10 protein-coding genes and 2 pseudogenes are annotated in these 20679 nt (G+C 58.4%); 9 read left to right on the top strand and 3 right to left on the bottom strand.

From position 1 onward, the window contains the following. The first annotated feature begins 72 nt into the window (after window positions 1-72). The 8 genes and pseudogenes from trbF to AB7008_RS06815 all read left to right on the top strand — a co-directional run bounded on the left by trbF (window position 73) and on the right by AB7008_RS06815 (window position 14515). Window positions 73-756, top strand: a complete 684-nt coding sequence (trbF, locus tag AB7008_RS06780) for a conjugal transfer protein TrbF (protein WP_028144224.1) — start codon at window positions 73-75, stop codon at window positions 754-756. Further along, complete coding sequence (gene trbG, locus AB7008_RS06785; protein WP_038936969.1) at window positions 753-1787, top strand: P-type conjugative transfer protein TrbG; 1035 nt, start codon at window positions 753-755, stop codon at window positions 1785-1787. The genes trbF and trbG overlap by 4 nt, the downstream gene beginning before the upstream one ends. Then, window positions 1784-2986: a TrbI/VirB10 family protein gene (locus AB7008_RS06790; protein WP_011084435.1), complete on the top strand. Its 1203-nt coding sequence runs from the start codon at window positions 1784-1786 to the stop codon at window positions 2984-2986. Before trbG ends, AB7008_RS06790 begins: the two co-directional genes overlap by 4 nt. 5 nt (window positions 2987-2991) lie before the next feature. Next, window positions 2992-3228 carry a DUF2274 domain-containing protein gene (locus tag AB7008_RS06795; protein ID WP_011084436.1) on the top strand — a complete coding sequence of 79 codons (237 nt, stop codon included), beginning with the start codon at window positions 2992-2994 and terminating at the stop codon, window positions 3226-3228. A 3725-nt stretch (window positions 3229-6953) separates the two neighbouring features. Beyond that, a complete protein-coding gene (locus AB7008_RS06800; RefSeq protein ID WP_035716818.1) occupies window positions 6954-8222 on the top strand; it encodes an IS256 family transposase in 1269 nt (422 codons plus the stop codon). A gap of 960 nt (window positions 8223-9182) precedes the next feature. Further along, a pseudogene (gene panB, locus AB7008_RS06805) lies at window positions 9183-10069 on the top strand (3-methyl-2-oxobutanoate hydroxymethyltransferase). Beyond that, a pseudogene (gene panC / locus AB7008_RS06810) lies at window positions 10023-10888 on the top strand (pantoate--beta-alanine ligase). The pseudogenes panB and panC overlap by 47 nt, the downstream one beginning before the upstream one ends. 510 nt (window positions 10889-11398) lie before the next feature. Continuing rightward, window positions 11399-14515 (top strand): efflux RND transporter permease subunit, encoded by a 3117-nt coding sequence (locus tag AB7008_RS06815; protein WP_028153850.1) that lies wholly within the window; start codon window positions 11399-11401, stop codon window positions 14513-14515. Window positions 14516-14789: 274 nt separating this feature from the next. Here AB7008_RS06815 and fcl read toward each other — a convergent pair whose 3' ends face one another. Both fcl and gmd read right to left on the bottom strand, forming a co-directional pair. Then, window positions 14790-15797, bottom strand: a complete 1008-nt coding sequence (fcl, locus tag AB7008_RS06820; RefSeq protein WP_011084445.1) for a GDP-L-fucose synthase — start codon at window positions 15795-15797, stop codon at window positions 14790-14792. After that, window positions 15769-16854, bottom strand: a complete 1086-nt coding sequence (gmd, locus tag AB7008_RS06825; RefSeq protein WP_014498053.1) for a GDP-mannose 4,6-dehydratase — start codon at window positions 16852-16854, stop codon at window positions 15769-15771. Before gmd ends, fcl begins: the two co-directional genes overlap by 29 nt. A 1332-nt stretch (window positions 16855-18186) precedes the next feature. Here gmd and glmS point away from each other — a divergent pair. Further along, window positions 18187-20013: a glutamine--fructose-6-phosphate transaminase (isomerizing) gene (glmS, locus tag AB7008_RS06830; RefSeq protein WP_011084447.1), complete on the top strand. Its 1827-nt coding sequence runs from the start codon at window positions 18187-18189 to the stop codon at window positions 20011-20013. Window positions 20014-20333: 320 nt separating this feature from the next. Here the strand turns inward: glmS and AB7008_RS06835 are convergent, their stop codons facing one another. Further along, window positions 20334-20567 carry a cold-shock protein gene (locus AB7008_RS06835; protein WP_018647867.1) on the bottom strand — a complete coding sequence of 78 codons (234 nt, stop codon included), beginning with the start codon at window positions 20565-20567 and terminating at the stop codon, window positions 20334-20336. Between the last annotated feature and the right edge of the window lie 112 nt (window positions 20568-20679).

A 20679-nucleotide genomic window follows, 5' to 3' on the forward strand; every position in this document is an offset into this window, starting at 1 on the left:
GCACACACAGCGCCTCAAACCATTCCATCGCACGACTTGAAACCGATCACTTGATATCAGGGGCAACCATCGATGTTCAAACGGCCATCAGTTCACTACGGGCGCATGCCCGAGCCGATTACGCCTTATCAAAAGGCCGCGCAGGTTTGGGACGAACGCATTGGATCAGCGCGCGTGCAAGCCAAGAGCTGGCGCCTGATGGCTTTTGGCTGCCTGACGCTGTCAGCCGGTCTCGCAGGTGGCCTTGTCTGGCAATCGAGTCAGGGCTCGATCACGCCGTGGGTGGTCGAAGTCGATCATCTCGGTCAGGCTCAGCGGATTGCGCCGGCCAACATTGAATATCAGCCCACTGATGCGCAGATCGCCTATCATCTGGCACGCTTTATCGAGGATGTCAGAGGCCTACCGGCAGACGGGATCGTTCTGCGCCAAAACTGGCTGCGGGCCTATGATTTTACGACTGATCGCGGCGCCGCTGCGCTCAACGACTACGCGCGCAGCAACGACCCCTTTGCCAAGCTGGGTAAGGCGCAAATCTCTGTCGAGGTCTCGAGCGTCATTCGTGCGTCGTCGGAAAGCTTTCGGGTCGCATGGACCCAGCGCATCTACGACAATGGCGCGTTGAACTCGACCGAGCGCTGGACTGCAATTCTTACAATCGTGATCGAGACGCCGCGCGAAGCCGAGCGCCTACGCAAGAATCCTCTTGGCGTCTATGTCCGCGCCATCAACTGGTCAAAGGAGTTGGGTCAGTGACCAAGACGCCGTCTGACATTCATTCGAAATGTTCCATTCAGCAAAACAGGCTCAATTCGACTTGGCCCGGGTTCGTGAGCGCGAAGCGTGCACTTCTGTCCGCTCTTATGCTTTGCTCGTCCGTGCTCGGTGGGTGCGCGACATACATTCCGCCGGAGATCAGCTATGACACTGAAGTTCCTCCGCTGCCGGCGACGCCCGTGGCTCTCGACGACAGATTGCGACCGCTTCACGTTCCGCCGCTCTGGAAGCCGGCTCTCGGAGGCAAGTCGGCCGGGAAGGAAGAGGTCGAACCGGTGAGCCGGGTTGAGATGGCAAACAATGCGGCCAGGGTCGAACCGCGCAAGCGGGGGTATTTCAATGCTGCGCAAATCTACGCCTACAGTCCCGGGGCGCTCTATCAGATTTACGCCGCGCCGGGGCAGATCACAGATATCGCGCTCGAGGAGGGAGAACAGTTGACGGGATCAGGGCCGATCGCGGCCGGAGATACTGTACGCTGGGTCGTGGGCGATACCGAGAGCGGCAGCGGCGATACACGGCGCGTCCATGTCTTGGTCAAGCCGACCCGAGCTTCGATCGAAACCAACCTAGTGGTCAACACTGACCGGCGCACCTACCTGATCGAACTCCGATCCCGCGAACGGCCATACATGCCGTCTGTTGCCTGGTACTATCCTGAAACCGCACGGGAACGATGGCGTCCGGTCGCTCTGAAACCCGCTCTTCCGAACCCGGCGCAGCGCATCTCCCGCTATGCCATCGAAGGGGACAGTCCTCCCTGGCGACCGCTCGCCGCATATGACGATGGCCGCAAGGTCTATGTCGAATTCCCGCAAGGCATCGTGCAGGGCGAGATGCCTCCGCTCTTTGTCATCGGTCCAGACGGCAAGACCGAACTCGTCAACTATCGCGCTGACGGCAATGTATTGATCGTCGATCGGCTGTTTGCTGCCGCCGAACTGCGGCTTGGTGGTGAGCACCAGAAGAAGGTCAGGATTGTCAGAACCGGCGGGAGGCCGTCGTCATGAACTCTCGGAATGTAAACGAGCAAGCTATTCCGCCGGAGACACAAGTGGAGCCATCCGAGAGCTTCCGCTTGAGAGCAGAGCACACGCGCGTGACGCGGTTGTCGCGGAAGGTCTTGGCCGGCGGGAGCGCGGTTGCCCTGCTTGTCATCGGCGGAGCGGTGCTGTGGTCGCTGCAGAACAATCGCTCCCGCAATCAAGCGGCCGATGAGCTTTACAGTACCGACCACCACAATGTTGCCGACGGTATTACGACGCTGCCGAAGGACTATGCTGGCGTTCCGCGCCAGCCAATCCCGCAGCTTGGTCCGCCGCTTCCCGGCGACCTCGGTCGACCAATACTTGCTGCTCAAGGCCAGTCGCCGACGATCGGCACTGATCCAGACCAGCAGCGCCGGGATCAAGAGACTGAGGCAGCCCGCATCAGCCATTTGTTCGCTGCGACCAATGAAGGAGCGCGTCCGCCCACCGCTGCGGCGGTTGGAGGCGACCGCCTCGCATCACCAAGCGCAACGAGCACTGGCGAGGATAGATCTGCGCAAAACGGCCAGGACCGCAAGCTTGCCTTCGTGAATGCCTCCGTGGACCGTCGCATGGTAAGCCCTGACCGTGTCATCAGGCCCGCTTCACCATACATCGTGCAGGCCGGGACGGTGATTCCAGGGGCGCTGATCACCGGGATCCGATCGGACCTGCCAGGCCAAATTACCGCGCAGGTAACCGAGAATGTTTTTGACACGCCGACCGGTCGCTTTCTGCTCGTGCCTCAGGGAGCGCGTCTAATCGGCATCTACGACAGCCAGGTCACTTTCGGCCAGTCTCGCGTTCTGCTCGTCTGGACCCGGCTAATCATGCCGAATGGACGTTCTATAGTTCTCGAGCGGCAGCCTGGCGCTGACACCGCTGGCTATGCTGGCCTAGAAGACCAGGTGGACAATCACTGGGGCGAACTCTTCAAGGCTGCGGCACTATCGACGTTTCTCGCCGTCGGAACGGAACTGGGTGCCGGCTCGGACACTAACAGCAACGACAGCGCAATTATCCAGGCGTTGCGTCACGGCGCCTCGGACTCTCTAAACCAAACTGGACAGCAGGTAGTTCGGCGCGGTCTCAATATCCAGCCCACGCTGACGGTACGTCCTGGCTTCCCGATCCGCGTGATCGTGAATCGCGATCTGATCCTTCAGCCTTACGCGAGGTAGATGTTGTGTCGAAGTTGAAAATTGCTGCCGTTCCAGATGACAAACCGGTAAAGATCACTGCGGAGCTACCCGCAAGCGTACATCGCGATCTGCTTGCTTATGCGGATTTACTATCCGCCCAAAGTGGACAGATGGTTGACCCAGCGAAGCTTATCTCGCCCATGCTCTTCAAGTTCATGGCAACCGACCGCGGCTTCCTGAAGTCGCGGCGGCAGACTCGGCGGCTCGTAGAGAACGGATAGAGCTTCGCTAGATGACGTCATGGTCCCGGTCGCATCATCGTATGGCCAGTGTTGAAAAATGAGCTTCAGGCGACTGGCGGTAGTCGGGCCCTCTTCGTCGCGGCTCTATCATTCATGGCACAAAAACGGTCATATTCGTTGGATCAGATGAAAGACGAAACGCGTAGCTTAATCGCCAACGCCGCTGTAACAGCTCGGATCTTAGACTGGCCACCCGCAACAAGGTCTGGTACGGCGCATCGGCGCCGACGAAGTCGATAAGCGATTGGAGCGTCTCGCCGACATCCTCGTTGACTGCGTTGCCCACGGCGCCTCAGTCAGCTTTTTTGCCAGCGCTATCTCGACGACGTGCGTTGGCGTATTTGCGTAGCTTCGCAGCTCTTGGGCCGTCAGCGGGCAGCCGGCCGGGGCGACTTGCCGCTGAGCTAGGGCAACGGCTGTTCCTTCAGGTCGCCGTCGATCATGCGTTCGATGGTGGCTTCGTCGCAGCGCCGGTAATGTGGGTAGGCGCGCAGCATGTCGCTTCAGCGCGCCAGCGAACCGGCCGCGTACAAACCCGTGGCTTTCGATGCGGGTCACGGTGGTCTTGCCGCCCCGATAAGGCCCTTGAGGCCGATAACGATCATGGATAGAGAGGCTCCGATTGGGAGCCATACGGTCTCAATTGGTATAGATGCTTTCGAGCGTGTTTCGGTCGCACTTGGCGCCGCCCGATGACGAACGGACGAAGACATCAATTTCAGGCTCAAAAATAGCCGACCGGATTTGTTTCCTGAGCAGGCCCACCCCTGGGTTCCACGCCGATCCGAGAACAGAAAGTGCCTTTTGAAATTTTATATCTAGCAAAGTCGAGTGGTCGCGGGTCACCCGCGTAGGGGGGCCCGGAAGGACCCGCCGCTGCAAGAAGTTCGAGACCCGCGAAGGGGTAGAGATGCACTTCGTCGGACCGAGGGGGGACGCCATCTTTCCCAATGAAGACGCCATCGTGCACCTCAACTGCGGATCATGCTCGAACAGAACGAGGAATGCGCCGTCCAGCACGCCCGTTTCACGACGCTGGAAACAATCGCACCGTTCAGCGATGATCCAAGAGTCAGCCTTGCGGCTAACGCCCTCCGCTTGATCGGCGAGCTGCCCAAAGTCTTGTTGCCGTTCTTAACTCGGGCGGCTTCATGACGGCAGGACATCCCTGCTCGCCATCCGCGTTGTGACGAAATGCTGCGGCTGGCCAACGCTGTAGGGTGCGCTCGGTCTTTTTTCCTTGCGGCAGCTGAAACAGAAATGTGGGGAGAAAGCGGCGCCCCTGGCGCCGCCTGATCGTTCTGGAGCACTAGGCACTGAACTCGCTTGGTCTTCAAGTTTGACCAACAGTTTCTCGATTAAGTGTGTATGACCACCAATGCTGGTAGGTCTCCCGAGGCCGCCTTGTCGCTAAAGTCCCGCTGTACCCTGAGGCGACGGGCCTCACGGGAAAGCCGGGTGGCTAGCCTTGTGCTCCCCGAGGCTGACTACTGTGCCAGCGGCGCTTGATAGGGACAGCGCCTTCCTTCCTCCATGGGAGGTGCCGAGTCATGTCGCTCCTGGCTCGCCGGCGAAGCGGATGCGGCAGAGATAGCGCATTTGTCCACCCTCCCCGGATGGATATGGGCGCCGAGCCGCATCCGCTGCTTTCCGTTCGCTTTGCGCCTCGCTGATGGGCCTGATGGAGCTTGGTAACGCATTTTGAGAAACGGGCACAATCGTCTTCAATACGACAAACCAACGTGGAGCTTGACCAACTGAACGCCACGGGCGTTTAGCGCGGAGCGGTTGCCGCTGATCGCAAGCGCGCCGATGGCTATTGTCTGAGGCGTAAACGTCGTAATTGCTCTCAACTGCCAGCGGCCACATAGGCCGCCTTTCGTTGTAAATTGCTGCGCAGGTCTGTCAGCTTTCGGTAAGCCAGGCTCGATAAAGAATCGTTGGGTTTAACGGGAGCGTGGCAGGGACAGCGCATGAGCTGAAGGACCACCATGTGCTGAGTTACGCTTCCGTTAAGCTCATTGCAGTGCGGATGCGGCAGGGTTAGTGCCTCATGATGCCCCAGGCCGTCAGGCGCCGAACCGCGTTCGCACTGCTTCCAACTCACGAGTTAGTTCTCGTTTTTTGGCGGTTTCACTCGGTCCGCTGGCGATAAGCTCCCGATCAGCTTCTTGCCGCCGCTTGAAGCTGAGTTTGGAGCAGGTTAGCTGCAGGGACAGAGCGCTGCCCCTGTGTGTCCGCGGGGAGATAAGCGCCGAGCCAAGTTCTGCTAAGTTCAACTGGCGGGCGGGTAGGGACAGCGCCTGCTCCAGCGCAACCAAACGGCACCGGGTCGCGCCCGCACTGCTTCCGATCAATCATCAGCAATACTTTGGAAGGGAAGAAGACTGCGTGGCTGAATCCCCTCCACCCTTATCTTCGTGCCATTCTCTCCGCCAGGCGTGCCGACGAGCGACGCCGGCAGCGTCGCCCATTTTTCAACGAGGTACTCCTCATCGCGGTCTACGAGGGTCTCGGATAACTTTCCAGCGGCTTTCTATCGTGCTCCGCCTAGATTGACTCTGCCCACATACTTGCGTCGCTCATGTGCGATTGGCATGTTTTCTTGTTCATGCAACGTGCATGTGTCTGGTCGTGCTGGTGTCTCCAATTCAAGGCAAAAACTAGCTTAGAGAGTCGCCGACGAGGAGGGGAGCCACCGATTTTGGTAGGTGCCCCTTGGTACTTCTCGAAGATACAACTTTGTAGCCCTTGAGAATTGGAGCCTCTTGGGAGCAAAGGTGGCCAGCCCCAGTCTTTGCGACCGGGTTGGCCACCAGCGCTCGCGACATCATGCCCACAGGGCAGCTACAGGCCAACGAATGCATATATTCGAGCGGCATATTACGTCCTTGCGGCCGCAAGCGCTTGCGGTGCTTGCAGCCAATCGGGTCCGCGCCCCCCATCGGTCTCTGGGACTATCAGATCGCAGGGCGGCCACATTTAACGTCGACGAAGTTCTGGCGATGCTGGCTATACTCGATTGCGTGGAACCCAACCTGCGGCCGAAAAGCGCGACAGATCGCTGCGCGCATACGCGCGCTTCTAGAGGGGCCGCATGGGGGGGCAACCAGTTCGGGTAGGATGTCTGTGAGACCATGAGGTGTGAGCTTTCAGTAGGTTGTCCATCCGGTCCTGAACGAGGAAGCAACCTGCCGAAGCTTTAGCCTACCCCTTAAGGATCGGATGAACGCCCCCAAGAATGCGCCATTGACGCCGAAAGGCCATGGCGCCAATCTTGATCGAGGCTGGCCTGACGAAGGCTGCAGTGCGCTGCAACTCGCCGTTTTCGGCGAGGACGGTCGCCAAGTTTAAGCGTTCGGCGAGGAAGGAGTGGATGGACCGTGATCGCTCCACAAGACCTCTTTTATCCAAGCCAAATCCTGCCTTCCCATGCGCAGAAGCCGGAACGTTGGGACGACAGCGCCACAGGTCAAACAGATCTCAATCGAGGCCGGTAGTGTCGCCGGCGACCTTCAGCCCTATCCGGCGCCGGCTGGGATTAAACCGATTGCGCAACCTGGGCCCGGCTGAGCCGGAGCGACGCTATGAACGTGAGCATTCCGGCGGGAGCTATGCGGGAAACTGGGTGATGACGGAATGAGATAGGCGGCGTATCGAGGCGGGTGTCGAGCCTGCCAGAACCTCAAGGAGAGCGATACGCCATGAACGAGCATAGCAACATTGTCCCACTGCGTCAGCCCGATGAGATCGACGATCCACTGACGAATATTTTGCGATCTGGTGCTCGGCAGCTGCTTGCGCAGGCTGTCGAGATGGAAGCCGAGGCGTTTCTCGCCGCGATGAAGGGCTTGAAGCTTCCCGATGGCCGCGACCGCCTCGTGCGGCACGGCCATGGTCCAGTGCGGACGATCCAGACGGGGATCGGCGCCGTCGAAGTCGCCCGGGTAAAGATTCGCGATCGCGCGGTGACCAGCGATGGCGAGCGGATCCGCTTCACCTCGGCGATCCTGCCGTTGTGGGCACGGCGCACGAAGAGCTTGGATGCACTTTTGCCGGTTCTGTACCTGCGAGGCATCTCGACGGGCGACTTCCAGGAGGCGCTGGCGGCGCTCCTGGGCAAGGATGCGCCGAATCTTTCTCCGGCGGTGGTTTCCAGACTGACGACGGAGTGGCAGCTCGAGTACGAGCGTTGGCAGAAGCGCGATCTGTCGGCGCGCCGGTACGTATACGTGTGGGCGGACGGCGTCTTCCTGCAGGCTCGCATGGAAGACCACAGCGAATGCATGCTGGTGCTGATCGGCGCGACGCCGGAAGGCAAGAAGGAACTCATCGGCTTCCAGGTCGGCGTGCGCGAGAGCACGCAGAGCTGGCACGAACTGCTCGTCGAGGCGAAAACCCGTGGGCTGAAGATCGCCCCGGAAATCGCCGTCGGTGACGGCGCGCTCGGCTTCTGGAAGGCGCTCGACGAGGTCTTTCCCGCCACGCGACATCAGCGGTGCTGGGTGCACAAAACCGCGAATATCTTGAACAAAGTCGCAGTGTCGGTACAGGCCAGCATGAAGAAGGATCTGCGCGAGGTCTATTTGGCGTCCAACCGAGCTTCGGCCGAAGTGGCGATCGATGTCTTTGCCGAGAAATACGGAGCGAAGTACGACAAGGCGGTCGAGTGCCTGACGAAAGATCGCGACGCAATGCTTGCGTTCTACGAATTCCCCGCCGAGCATTGGGACCACTTGCGGACGACGAATCCCATCGAAAGCGTGTTCGCGACGGTCCGGCACAGAACGGTGCGCACGAAAGGTTCGTTATCGTCAACGACTGCCAAGTTGATGGTGTTCAAGCTGCTCTGCGCCGCATCAAAGACCTGGCGGCGGCTGAAAGGCACAAATCAGTTGCCGAAGGTCATCGCAGGTGTCAGATTCGAAAACGGCATCGAGGTCATCCAAGTGCCGGAAAACCACGCCGCCTGATCGCCTCGTCACCCAAAATCCCGCATAGCTCTTCCGGCGGACCCGATCCGGGTCGGTATCAAAAAGCTCGGCAAGGTGACCATATAGGCCAGCGGTTAATGGACCGGACAGGACAGAGCAGCCTGCGGGGGAGGACTGCCGAGACGGACGCCTCGGTCTCAAGCACATCGGTACAAAACTCTATAGGAGCTCTTTACCGATCAATCGGCTCAGAAATACAATCTGTTGCATGCCGCCTTATGCTCACCTCGGTGGATTTAACACTGGAAAAAATCGATGCATCAAAAGTGCGCTGTAGAAGTAAACCCGATCGGTCCGACGCGACAGCCGGCCCGCGAATCGGCCGAAGCCGAACACGCCCGCAAGACCTACAGCAAGCGAAGGAAGCCTTCTGGCGTTGATGACGCAACCAAAAGGAATTTTCACCATCTGCGGGTGATTTCCGAGAGGGTCTTTCCTTTCTTCTTGGCGGGTCGACAGATTTCTTCCGCTCTCACAGGGAAGTCGCGGGTGCGCAAAACACTTGGCGAGAAAAGTAGTCGCTGCGAAGGATGTGCTGGAGGCCAATCTTCATTGTCGCGGTTCCGCCACCCTCGATCCACATCCTTATTTCGAAGTGGCCATTCCACCGATGGGCTTGTGGAGATATGGAACAAGAACTCCTATGGGCGACTTCGACCTATGTCATTCTCGCGCACGTGCCTCGCGATGGTGTGTTCTCAACGGCGCTGGTGCGCGGATCCACCAAGCCCATACGCAACTCACTTTTTGCCCTTTGTCCTTCTTGGACAGCGACGAAGAGCGGATTGACGCTGAAGAATTGTAGCAACCAGACTGCTGATCGCGTGGGATACTCGATCAACTCGAGCGCTGGGGATCGCTATAACTTTGCAATAGGCGGCGAGTTGGTTGAAGTTCAAAGCTTTGTCAGTTCGCAGCTAAAAATCGAACTGAGTTCAAATGAGTCGCGTTTCGGAGCAACCGGTCGACCGCATCACAATTCCCCTCCTGCAGCGGTGGAAGCAGGACGGCCGGCGTCTAGTCATGACGACTGCCTACGACGCGGTTGCGGCGCCTATCCCGGATCCTTCCATCGATATCAGTCTCGTCGGTGACAGCGGGGGTAACGTCTGCCTTGGATTCGAAAACACGCCTCCAGTAAGTGTTGCGATGATGAACCATCACCTCGAAGCCGCCGTACGCAGCAAACCGCGTGCCTTGCTCGTCGCCGATATGTCCTTTCTTAGCTTCCACGTCAGCGTTGAGGAGACCATACGAAATGCTGGCGGATTTCTGCAGCGAGGAGCAGCTGCGGCGAGACTCGAGGGCGGTGGCAAAAGAATCGAGATGGTGCATGCCATTGTCGATTGCGAGATTCCCGTGATGGGTCATCTCGGTCTTATTCCGCAGAGCGTTAATGTCATGGGCGGCTTCAAAGTGCAGGGCCGCAAAGTGGATGAAGCGCTGCGTTTGCTCGATGATGCTCATCGTCTGCAGGAGGCCAGCTGTTTCGCTTTGGTATTGGAGGGCACTCCGGCTGAGCTTACTGCTCGAGTAAGCGATTCCTTGACAATACCGACGATCGGAATCGGCTCGGGCCCAGACTGTTCAGAGCAGGTGCTCTGTTTCATGACGTGCTGGGCCAAACCGAAGGTCATCGCCCCAAATTCGTTCCCGCCTATACGGAAGGCTTTCAGCAGTTCCATGATGCGCTTTCGCGCGGGGCAGCGGATGTCCGCCGTGGCGCGTTCCCCGGCCCGCAAGAGTCCTATCGGCTTCCCGAAGGCGTTGGGGAGGCAATTGCCAACTGGGCGCCATCCACCTCAAATTATCACGAGCGTCGCTGAACTTCGCCGCACTCTCGCAAAATCCCGCAGTGCCAATCAAAGGGCCGGATTGTGCCGACGGTGGGCTATCTCCACGATGGCCACCTGGCGCTGATCGCAGCGAGCCAAGCAAAATGCGATGTGACCGTCGTCAGCATCTTCGTTAACCCCACTCAGTTCGGAGCAAATGAAGATCTCAGCACCTATCTGCGCGACTTCTTGCGCGATGAAGAACTGTGCCGGGATCTGGTGTTGCGATCCTCTTCGCGCCCGATGCACAGGAAGTCTATCCGAGCAATTTCGAAACCTTTGTTGGACCTGGCGACCTCGCGAAACCTCTATGCGGCGCTTTCAGGCCCGGACATTTTCGCGGTGTGGCGACTGTCGTCTGCAAGTTGTTCAACATGGTGCAGCCCCACGTCGCTTTTTTGGCCAGAAGGATGTTCATTAATGCGTAGTCGTGCGTCGCATGGTGGTTGATCTCAATGTCCCGATCGAGATCGTCACCGTACCGACGGTTCGTGAAAAGGATGGGCCCGCCATGAGTAGTCGCAATCGCTATCTCAGCTAGGAAGCGCGCAGCAGGCCCTTGCAATCAACCAGGGGCTGCCCGCGGCGCTCGATGATTTTCGGTCTGGAGAGTGCAACGTACAAAAGCTGATTGCGGCTGCCAAGGCATTTGGAGGCGGTTGACACATTGCAGTATCTTGACTTATCGACGGTGACACGCCCAAAACCGCCGATAGTCCACTGCGACTCCCCGCGGCGCTATGTACGGCCGCCTACGTTGGCTCAACGCGTCGGATCGACAAAGTGGTATTGGCGTTGCCAACTCGGTAGCGCAAGGCGTGGACAAGCCAGAGCGCAGCTTATTGAGCTGACAGAAACGCTCAAAGCACTGTTCCGAGAGGCATATCGAACTGGCAGCAGAGGGCAAGCCCCGAGACGGCTTTGTTCGGCGAGTTAGCGAAGCGATAGCGGGCGCGCACTGAATATGCGGGGCTAAGAATTTGTGTTTAGCAACTCCGCAAGTCTTGCGACGGTGATCAGCGGCGAACTCGATAAACCTTGGTATAGTGCTTTGCAGCCGATGCTATATCACTCACTTACCTTTGTAGAGTTGAGTACCGGTCAGGTCGTTTGTAATTCCGATGTCGAAGTGCGAAGCCTGAACTAATGCCCGGCTAGAAGTCGTTGCGTTCTAATCAACTATTCTTGTCGGGCCTTTCGCCGATAAACGCAAAAAGGGCACGAGCTCTACAGCGGGGGCTCTAGCACAGTCGCCGCATTGCTGACCATTGCCTTAAAGTTGGTGGCAGATTTACATCCCAATCCCGAATACGAGTTGACATGACATTTACCGCGCTTTTCATCAAACGTCCGGTATTGTCAATCGTCGTGAGTTTCCTGATCTTGCTGATCGGCTTGCGCGCCGCGGTCCTACTGCCGATCCGGCAATATCCGAAGCTAACCAATACGGTCATCAATATCACGACTGCCTATCCTGGCGCCTCGGCCGACATGATCCAGGGGTTCATCACCACTCCCCTGGAGCAAGCAGTCGCGTCCGCCGAAGGCGTCGACTACATCAGTTCCTCGTCTATGCTTGGTGTCTCGACTATTCAAGTTTACATCAAGCTGAACTTCAATCCAAACGAAGCGCTCACGGAGGTGCTCTCCAAGGTCAACTCAGTCAAATACCTGATCCCGAAGGAATCAAACGATCCAGTCGTCACGAAGTCGAGCGGTCAGACGAATGCTGTCATGTATATCGCTTTCTCCAGCGATGAGCTAGCGGCCAGTGCGATCACCGACTACCTCACGCGCGTCGTGCAACCGGTTATCTCAACCGTCGACGGCGTTTCAGCGGCTGACATCCTAGGCGGCCAGAGTTTTGCGATGCGGCTATGGCTAGACCCTGCGAAAATGGCTGGGCATGGCATATCGCCGGCTGAAGTTTCGGCTGCAATCGCAGCTAACAACTTCCAGGCTGCGGCAGGCCAGACCAAGGGCTATTTCACTATCTCCGATGTCACAGCAAATACGGATTTGCGGAGTGTTGACGATTTCAAGCGTATGATTGTCAAGGCGAATGACGGTGGCTTTGTGCGCATGGAAGACATTGCGGTAGTCGAACTTGCCGCGCAGATGACGGACACTACCGTCACGATGAACGGCGACCACGCGGTCTTTGTCGGCGTGCAAGCGAGCCCGGAAGGCAATCCGCTAAACATAGTGCGAGGCGTTCGGGCGCTGTTTCCTGAAATGGAGCGTAACCTGCCGCCGCCGCTGAAGATGAAAGTGGCCTACGACTCATCCAAGTTTATTCAATCATCGATCGACGAAGTGAAGAAGACGCTCATTGAGGCCGTCGTGGTTGTGGTCGTCGTGATCTTTCTTTTCCTGGCCTCGCTGCGGTCCGTCATCATTCCTGTGGTTACTATTCCGTTGTCTCTCGTTGGTGTCTGCAGCATGATGCTGGCGCTGGGGTTCTCATTCAACCTCCTGACGCTCCTTGCGATGGTTCTCGCGATCGGCCTCGTGGTCGACGACGCAATCGTGGTGGTGGAGAATATTCATCGCCATTTAGAAGAAGGAGCGGCTCCGCTACAGGCTGCTACAAGGGGCGCGCGCGAGATCGTCGGTCCGGTTATCTCCATGACGATTACCTTGGCTGCGGTATATGCCCCGATCGGATTCCTTGGCGGCCTCACCGGTGGCCTGTTCCGCGAATTCGCGTTCACGCTGGCAGGAGCGGTGATCGTGTCCGGTGTGGTCGCTTTGACGCTGTCGCCCATGATGTGCTCTCTCTTCCTGAGGCGCGCCAAGGGGGGACGATTTGCAAGGCTTGTGAACCGCGGGTTCAGTGCCGTAACACGATGGTACGGCCGCAAGCTCGACCGTTCGCTCGACTATCGCCCAATTACCGGCCTATTTGCGCTGACCATGTTGGGACTTGTCGGCTTTCTCTATATGCATATTTCCAAGGAACTAGCGCCGGAGGAGGATCAAGGTATCATATTCGCGCTAACTAAGGCGCCGAAATACGCCAATATCGACTACCTCGACTATTATGGCACCAAGCTTGAAAGCGCGTTGAAAAAAGTTCCAGAGACTGACTTGAGCTTCGTGTTCAATGGCATTGGCGGCCAGCAGAGTGGCATGGCCGGCATGTTGCTCAAGCCTTGGGACGAACGCAAGCGATCATCGATTGTACTAAAGTCGCTTGTTCAGGCCGAGCTATCCAAAATCGAAGGCATCAACGCGTTTGCCTTTAGCTTGCCTCCGCTGCCGGGCGGTTCTGGTGGCCTACCAGTCCAGATGGTGATCAATTCGACTCTTGGCTTTCAATCCATCCACGAGCAGATGTCAAAGTTGAAGGATGCCGCGCAGAAGAGCGGCCTCTTCATGGTGAGCGACTCCGACCTCGAGTTCAACCAGCCGGTGGTACGAATCAAGGTTGATCGATCGAAGGCTAACGAGCTTGGCATCACCATGCAGATCGTCGGTAACGCGCTCGCCACCTTACTTGGGGGAAATTACGTCAACCGCTTCAATCTGCAGGGCCGCTCCTACGAGGTGATCCCGCAGGTGCCGCGAGAGGAACGGCTAGTGCCGCAATCAATCGGAAGCTATTATGTGAAGACTGCGACGGGATCGATGCTTCCGCTGTCTACCGTAGTCTCCACCGAGACTGCGACCGATCCGAATGCGCTCACCCACTACAACCAGCTCAACTGCGCGACCTTTCAGGCCGTGCCGATGCCCGGCGTCACGATCGAACAGGCCGTGGATTTCCTAGAAGCCGAGGCGAAGAAACTGCCCCCAGGCTTCAGTTACGACTTCCTGGCCGACGCCCGCCAGTACGTGCACGAGGGTAATCAATTGGCGATTACCTTTGCATTTGCCCTCATCATCATATTCTTAGTGCTTTCGGCGCAGTTCGAAAGTCTGCGCGATCCGCTCATCATCATGATCAGCGTGCCGATGGCAATGGTCGGCGCCTTGATTCCGCCGTTCCTCGGCTGGGCGACCATGAACATCTACACCCAGGTTGGACTGTTGACACTGGTCGGGTTGATTTCAAAGCACGGCATCCTAATGGTTGAGTTCGCCAATGAGCTGCAGTTCAAGGAGAGATTTGACCGTCGCTCGGCTATAGAGATGGCGGCGCGTGTCCGACTGCGCCCAATCTTAATGACCACGGCGGCAATGGTCACGGGCTTCATACCCTTGTTGACGGCAACCGGAGCTGGCGCCGCGAGCCGGTTCTCGATCGGACTCGTTCTCGCCGCTGGCATGTCTGCGGGCACGCTGATCACGCTATTCGTGCTCCCGGCGGTCTATGTCGCGATCGCGTCCGATCACCGTGGTAATGGGGGTGTCGTCCGCGCGAACCTCGCCGAGCGCGACTTCACCAGCGCTGCTGATGCCGAGGTAACAAAGCATGACCATCAAATCATCTAGGTTTGCTAGTGTGACGCGCGAAGGAGCTTAGGACCACTTCACGGTTCTTTACACATCGAGAACTTCGCGTGCTTGGTGCCAAACTGGGCGCATCTTTTCGGCGGTTAACAGTCGGAGATCCGCTGCTGCCGCCCCAGGTTAAAGCGGCGCCGGGTATTCACGGAGACCTGACGCCCAAGCTCGACCAAAGGAGAATCGGTGCTCTCTTGATCAAAAAGGAGGGCTGACAGATCATCGCAAGGCTCAGCCCCTTCGGAACATTGCTCGATATGATCTAGCCGGTGATGCAGGCTGCCTTGTCGAGAACGAGCAGATCACTCTGGAGCCGTCCGTCTCTCTCAGCGCAAAACACCCGGTATGCCAGCTGAATGCCTTCCGTGAGCGAGGTGGTGGCTCGCCAGCCGAGTCTGGACAGCCGACTAACATCCAGCAGCTTGCGCGGCGTTCCGTCCGGGCGCGACGTATCCAAGCTGATTTCACCGCGAAAGCCGACGGCGGCCGCGACCATCAGTGCTAAATCGGCGATGGTGATGTCCTCGCCGGTGCCGATATTGACCGGTTCCGGCGACGAATAGGTCTTCATCAGGTGCACGCAGGCATCCGCCATGTCGTCGACATAGAGGAACTCGCGCCGGGGCGTGCCGGTGCCCCACACGATGACGCGCTTCGCTCCCGAAACCTTCGCCTCGTGGAAGCGGCGGATCAGCGCGGCGACGACGTGGCTCAGCTCGGGGTGATAATTGTCGCCGGGGCCGTACAGATTGGTCGGCATCACGCTGATGAAGTCGCTGCCATACTGGCTGCGATAGGCCTCCGCCATCTTGATGCCGGCGATCTTGGCGATCGCATAGGGCTCGTTGGTCGGCTCCAGCGGACCGGTGAGCACGGAATCCTCGCGCAGCGGCTGCGGCGCCAGCTTCGGATAGATGCAGGACGAGCCCAGAAACATTAGCTTCTCGGCGCCGTTCTGATGCGCGGCCTGGATCACGTTCGCCGCAATCGCGATGTTGTCGTAGATGAACTCGGCGCGCAGCGTGTTGTTGGCGACGATGCCGCCGACCTTGGCCGCGGCGAGGAAGATCACTTGCGGCCGCGTCCTGGCGAACCAGTCGAACACGGCGGCCTGGTTGCAGAGATCGACCTCGCGCCGGTCGACCGTGACGAGCCGCACCTCCTCCCGTGCCAGCCGGCGCACCAGCGCGGCTCCGACCATGCCGCGATGGCCGGCGACGTAGACGCTCTTGCCCCTCAGCTCAAACGGTGCGTTTGCCACTGGCCGCATCCCGTTTTGTCTCCGCCAGATCGCTCGTCATCATCTCCTCGACGAGCTGGGCAAAGCTGCGCTTCGGCGTCCAGCCGAGCACCTCGCGCGCCTTGCTGGCGTCGCCGACGAGAAGATCGACCTCGGTCGGACGGAAATAGGTCGGATCGATCTTCACCACAATCTTGCCGCTCGTCTCGTCGACGCCGGTCTCCTCGACGCCCTTGCCGCGCCAGGCGATGCGACGGCCGACATGGGCAAAGGACAGCTCGACCATCTCGCGCACCGAGCGCATCTCGCCGGTGGCGAGCACGAAGTCGTCGGGTTTGTCGGCCTGCAGGATCTTGTGCATGCCCTCGACATAGTCCCTGGCATGGCCCCAGTCGCGCTTGGCTTCGAGATTGCCGAGATAGAGCGTCTGTTCCAGCCCGACCTCGATACGCGCGACGCCGCGGGTGATCTTGCGGGTCACGAAGGTCTCGCCGCGGATCGGGCTCTCATGGTTGAACAGGATGCCGTTCGACGCGAACATGCCGTAGGCTTCGCGGTAGTTCACCGTGATCCAGTAGCCGTAGAGCTTGGCAACGCCATAAGGCGAGCGCGGATAGAACGGCGTCGTCTCCTTCTGCGGGATCTCCTGCACCAGGCCGTAGAGCTCGGAGGTCGAGGCCTGGTAGAACCGCGTCTCCTTCTCCATGCCGAGGATGCGGATCGCTTCCAACAGGCGCAGCACGCCGATGGCGTCGGCATTGGCGGTGTATTCCGGGCTCTCGAAGCTGACGGCGACGTGGCTTTGAGCTGCGAGATTGTAGATCTCGGTCGGCCGGATCTGCTGCACCAGGCGGATCAGATTGGTCGAATCCGTCATGTCGCCATAGTGCATCAGGAACGGAACGTTGCCGACATGCGGGTCCTGATAGAGGTGATCGACGCGCGCGGTGTTGAACGAGGACGAGCGCCGCTTGATGCCGTGCACGACATAGCCGAGCGACAGCAAATATTCGGCGAGATAGGCGCCGTCCTGACCGGTCACGCCGGTGATGAGAGCGACACGCCCCTTTGAGTTGCGAACCGTCATGGTCTTCCTTAGTTGCACCGGAAAGAGCTGCACTCTGAGAAATCATTGCGAAGCCGCTTCTCGAAAAGATCGATATGCGGATGCGCGCTCCATCGCAATTAAAGGATACGCTCGGCAAGCCAAGTCATACACCGGACTCAGGAAAACACACCATATACATTGATTTAGGTGGACTGAATGATGCCGGCGCATGAGCTTCAAAGATGAAAGTCGAGCGAACCCTCGCAACGGCGACGATCCCAAGCAGGCGGGATGGATGGTGGGCCCTGTTAGACGCGCTCGGGGGCGCTTTGCCTCCTCGCGATATTTCTGGGGTCCTTATCTTTCCACGCGCGCAGGTATGTTTTCCGTTTGGTCCCTCATGGCGCGGAAGAGTGACGTGGTGAGACTTCCGACTAGAAGACGCAGCCTTCGCGGCTCATAATCAGCGCCGCTTTGCTAATTGCGGGTAGGCAATGGACGGCCTGATGCAAAACAGAATGAGAAAGAAAGGCAAACGTTGGTATAGACTTTGTAACGTTTCGATATCGAAATCTTACGTTCGTACAATGGAGCTTTGATGCCAGTCCTCTAACTTGACCGGGCATAAGTTGCCTCTGTCCAATCATGAAAAGTCTCTTAAACCCTCATCGCAAGTGTGTTTCCAGCAAGTCGGGAGCAGCTGCGCAAAGAGATGAGCAGGGACTATGCGGAACGTGGGCAGATCTCATCTTTCTGTCTGAAATGGAGCGAAGCCCAGACGAAGCGTCACTCGCCCGGGAGAATGATTAGTGAGACGCGAGGACTCAGTTGTTGCCATATTGACCGTGCCCGGCAAGCTGGCATCGCTTCTCGCTTCTTCTGAGAACACAAACTGCGTCCTGAAATGGCTCCTCGGTGAGAGTGAGCCAAGCAAGATAACCTGCTTCACCGTAGGATAATTGGCTTTCCGTTCTGTTCGAATGCCCTCAATCTATGGAGCGAGACTATTTGATACATCTTGGCAGCGGCTTGTTGCGCCGGCGACAGTTAGTGAGGCCGTCGAGCGAGCCTGTTTGGGCGGACTTGGATGCGCCGTGCAGGCGCACTAGCGCATCTGATTCTGCTTCAGGCAGTCACGCCAATGGCGATGGCATCGCAGTGTTTCTTCGATCGGCCAGCCAAAAGCGGAATCTAGCTGGGCGAAGCGATGATGGCCGGGAGATCTAAATGAGGCCAGAGAATGCGGCGGTGATAACGGCGCCCGCTGAAAATCCCGAACCTAAACCTGTTACCTTTGGGCAAACGAAGTTTGCGACGGTGCTCCTGTTGGAGGAACGTCAGACTTCTTGAAGCTGGGCTGCATGGATTGATATGTGTGGAATTGTTGGCATTTTGGGCCGTGGTCCGGTCGTTGATAAGTTGGTCGCGTCGCTCAGGCGATTGGAATATCGTGGCTACGATTCCGCGGGCCTCGCAACTCTCGAAGGAGTCCGGATCGAGCGCCGCCGCGCCGAAGGTAAGCTGAGGAACCTTGAGGAGCAGCTGCGCTATTGTCCGCCGTCGGGGCATGCTGGCATCGGTCACACCCGCTGGGCGACTCATGGAAAGCCGACCGAAAGCAATGCTCATCCGCATGCGACGGAGAATGTCGCGGTCGTTCATAACGGGATCATTGAGAATTTCCGCGAGCTGCGAGCCGAGTTGGAGCGGAATGGAGCCGGCTTTAACTCGGAGACGGACACCGAGGTAGTGGCGCATCTCGTCGATTCCTATCTCAAGAATGGCTACTCGCCGCAGGATGCGGTACAGGCGTCACTGCCGCGACTGCGTGGTGCCTTCGCGTTGGCATTCCTTTTCAAAGCGAACGACGATCTTTTGATCGGTGCTTGCAAGGGCTCGCCGCTCGCGATCGGACATGGTCGCGGCGAAGTGTATCTAGGCTCGGACGCAATTGCGCTCGCACCTTTGACCGACACCGTCACCTACCTTGAAGACGGCGACTGGGCCGTGCTTACGCGCGCAACGTGCGTGATTTATGGTGCAGACGGCTCTATCGTCCAGCGGGAAACATCAAAATCTGGCGTATCAGCGCTCCTTGTGGACAAAGCGAATTACCGCCACTTCATGGCCAAAGAAATTCACGAGCAGCCGACAGTGGCCGGCAAGACATTGGCGCATTATCTCGATGTTGCGGCCAAACGCGTCGCCCTGCCGCTCGCGTTGCCCTTCGACTTTAATTGCATTCAGCGCATTTCAATTACTGCGTGCGGCACGGCTAGCTACGCTGGGCACATCGCCAAATACTGGTTCGAGAGGCTCGCGCGTTTGCCTTGCGACGTCGATGTAGCCTCTGAATTCCGCTACAGGGAGGCGCCTTTGCGCCGAGGCGATCTCGCAATAGTCATCTCGCAATCGGGCGAAACCGCTGACACATTAGCTGCCTTGCGATACGCCAAGGGCAAGGGCTTGCATACGATATCTGTGGTTAATGTACCGACGTCGACGATTGCGCGCGAGAGCGAATCCGTTTTGCCTACCCTGGCAGGGCCAGAAATCGGCGTCGCTTCCACCAAGGCATTTATCTGCCAGCTGATGGTATTGGGGGTGCTTGCCGTCAGAGCAGCTAAGGAGCGGGGTAAGCTGTCTGAAATCGATGAATCGCAGCTCGTGCGCGAGCTCATTGAGGTGCCGCGATTGATTGCTGCGGCCCTGTTGGTCGAGCCCCAGATTGAGAAGCTCGCGCGTTATATCGCCGGCGCGAGGACAGTACTCTATCTCGGTCGTGGCACATCGGCCCCCTTGGCCTTGGAGGGCGCGCTCAAGTTGAAGGAAATTTCCTATATCCACTCAGAGGGCTACGCCGCCGGCGAGCTCAAGCACGGCCCGATCGCACTGATCGATGAGGCTGTGCCTGTGGTGGTGATCGCGCCTTACGACGAGGTCTTCGAGAAGACCGTCTCTAACATGCAAGAGGTGGCCGCTCGGGGCGGCAAGATCATCCTGATCACCGATGCGAAGGGTGCGTCTGAAGCGATGGTAGACACGCTCCTGACCATCGTGCTGCCGGCAATGGTCGCAAGCTTTACGCCGCTGGTCTATGCCATTCCGGTCCAGCTCTTGGCTTACCATACCGCGGTCGCAAGGGGGGCGGACGTGGATCAGCCGCGTAATCTTGCAAAATCGGTCACGGTGGAATGAGGCTGGAGAAGTTAGTATCAAAGCATTGAGGTCTCGGCCTCGAGCCATTCGGCGCGGGTTTGGTGGCCTAGGTTCTGCGGGGACGGAATCCGACAAGTTCACAATCCGGGTCGCTCGTAGCTGTCGTGCGGTTTTGGTGAACTTAGCTGATGCTGCCATCAGCCTCGTATAGCAGAATCGACTAGCCTAGGGGCGATCCGGGATGTTGCACGACTGGGACGGCGTTCATCACGCCCGTCCACAGCCCTGTTGCCCTGGTCGCCATCGACCGGAACAGGTGGTCGTCATCGATCGGAAATGGTGGTCGCCATCAATCGGATTCACTGGTCGCCATGCCCCGGAGCGCGCAGCCTGACTTCGACGGCTCTGTACTTCGAGCGCTGTTTATTGAAACGAATACCGAAAGTCACGCGCGTGCCGGACACCAGATCAGCCCCTGCGCAGCCGCGAAGGTCCGATATGTGCACGAACAAATCCTTGCCGTCGCCATAGTCAGGCCGAATGAACCCCCAGCCCTTTTCAACGCTGTACGACACTACTGTTCCGGTGCGCATGTTTGTTCCACGGTCTTGCGGCTCGATATCGCCGCCTACTACTCCGGAGCTGCGGGTGCACTTTCCGTTCCTAACTCGGCGGCGACGAGCGCGAGCGAAGATGAGCGCCACC

The organism is Bradyrhizobium sp. 521_C7_N1_3 (assembly GCF_052075975.1).
GTDB lineage: Bacteria > Pseudomonadota > Alphaproteobacteria > Rhizobiales > Xanthobacteraceae > Bradyrhizobium > Bradyrhizobium japonicum.

Excerpts from the sequence above, each read along its gene's own strand:
- fcl (WP_011084445.1), bottom strand. The coding sequence starts at position 15,797 with ATGCGGCCAGTGGCAAACGCACCGTTTGAGCTGAGGGGCAAGAGCGTC.
- AB7008_RS06815 (WP_028153850.1), top strand. The coding sequence starts at position 11,399 with ATGACATTTACCGCGCTTTTCATCAAACGTCCGGTATTGTCAATCGTC.
- AB7008_RS06790 (WP_011084435.1), top strand. The coding sequence starts at position 1,784 with ATGAACTCTCGGAATGTAAACGAGCAAGCTATTCCGCCGGAGACACAA.
- AB7008_RS06835 (WP_018647867.1), bottom strand. The coding sequence starts at position 20,567 with ATGCGCACCGGAACAGTAGTGTCGTACAGCGTTGAAAAGGGCTGGGGG.
- AB7008_RS06800 (WP_035716818.1), top strand. The coding sequence starts at position 6,954 with ATGAACGAGCATAGCAACATTGTCCCACTGCGTCAGCCCGATGAGATC.
- trbF (WP_028144224.1), top strand. The coding sequence starts at position 73 with ATGTTCAAACGGCCATCAGTTCACTACGGGCGCATGCCCGAGCCGATT.
- glmS (WP_011084447.1), top strand. The coding sequence starts at position 18,187 with ATGTGTGGAATTGTTGGCATTTTGGGCCGTGGTCCGGTCGTTGATAAG.
- gmd (WP_014498053.1), bottom strand. The coding sequence starts at position 16,854 with ATGACGGTTCGCAACTCAAAGGGGCGTGTCGCTCTCATCACCGGCGTG.